The sequence below is a fragment of the Comamonas sp. C24C genome, assembly GCF_053345995.1.
In genome coordinates this window covers 373,507-373,931 of the sequence record NZ_JBKFBC010000003.1, presented here as the reverse complement: position 1 = coordinate 373,931, position 425 = coordinate 373,507, and the positions used below count along the sequence as shown (strand labels likewise).

Annotated in this window: 1 tRNA gene; it reads left to right on the top strand. The window is 51.1% G+C overall.

The features are described from left to right. Nucleotides 1-190: 190 nt before the first annotated feature. Nucleotides 191-275 (top strand) — tRNA-Leu (locus ACLBXN_RS08580). Nucleotides 276-425 lie beyond the last annotated feature (150 nt).

The window sequence follows — 425 nt, the reverse complement described above, 5'->3', positions numbered from 1 at the left end:
ACTAGCGGGTAACTCCGTGGAGGTTCGAGTCCTCTTCTGGGCACCAAACACGACAAGCCGTTGCATGCAAATGCAGCGGCTTTTTCGTTTCCAGGCTAGCCCGATCGGTCGTGCTGCTTTTTTTGAAAAAACATACGCAAACCGGCATCTGCTCTACATCAGCTGCTATATAATTCAATCACTCTGAAATGCCCAGGTGGCGGAATTGGTAGACGCACTAGTTTCAGGTACTAGCGGGTAACTCCGTGGAGGTTCGAGTCCTCTCCTGGGCACCAAACACGACAAGCCGTTGCATGCAAATGCAGCGGCTTTTTCGTTTTTGCAAGCCCGCCATCGGACGCGCAAAGTTTTCAGAAAAATCTGCGCAAATCGACCTAGACACCCCTTGGGCTGCTATATAATTCGCTCACTCTGAAATGCCCAGG